Source organism: Pseudoalteromonas sp. Isolate6, from assembly GCF_022398435.1.
In the GTDB taxonomy this organism is placed as follows: Bacteria; Pseudomonadota; Gammaproteobacteria; order Enterobacterales; family Alteromonadaceae; genus Pseudoalteromonas; species Pseudoalteromonas galatheae.
In genome coordinates this window covers 1-678 of the sequence record NZ_JAKEVK010000414.1, presented here as the reverse complement: position 1 = coordinate 678, position 678 = coordinate 1, and the positions used below count along the sequence as shown (strand labels likewise).

At 43.4% G+C, this 678-nt stretch carries 2 rRNA genes; both read right to left on the bottom strand.

Going from position 1 to position 678, the window contains the following annotated elements:
• Positions 1 to 230 (bottom strand): 23S ribosomal RNA (locus L1D50_RS23235); the annotation flags it as partial.
• A 276-nt stretch (positions 231 to 506) separates the two neighbouring features.
• Positions 507 to 678 (bottom strand): 16S ribosomal RNA (locus L1D50_RS23230); the annotation flags it as partial.

Below are 678 nucleotides of genomic sequence, written 5' to 3'. Positions count from 1 at the left end.
ATCTCGGTTGATTTCTTTTCCTACGGGTACTTAGATGTTTCAGTTCTCCGCGTTCGCCTCGTTAACCTATGTATTCAGTTAACGATACCTGCAAGCAGGTGGGTTTCCCCATTCGGAAATCCTAGTCTCAAGCGCCTCTTACTGGCTTGACTAGGCTTATCGCAAGTTAGTACGTCCTTCATCGCCTCCAACTGCCAAGGCATCCACCGTGTACGCTTAGTCACTTAACCATACAACCCAAAATGGTTTATTACTTTGAGGTGTATGTGTCAAAGACAGTTTAACTTCGCCAGAAGTTAATATTGAATACTAAAGTAGACGCTAATTAATCATCGAAATGATTAATCGGCATTTTCTTTCGAAAACTCGATAAATAACTTTATGTTATCTATCAGAATTTAATTTTTCAGCTTTTCCAAATTTTTAAAGAGCAAATATTACTTAGCCATCAGGCCAAGCAACAATCATCTGTGTGGACACTTCGAACAAATAAGTTCTAAATCGTATAAGGAGGTGATCCAGCCCCAGGTTCCCCTAGGGCTACCTTGTTACGACTTCACCCCAGTCATGAATCACTCCGTGGTGAACGTCCCCCCGAAGGTTAGACTATCCACTTCTGGAGCAACCCACTCCCATGGTGTGACGGGCGGTGTGTACAAGGCCCGGGAACGTATTCAC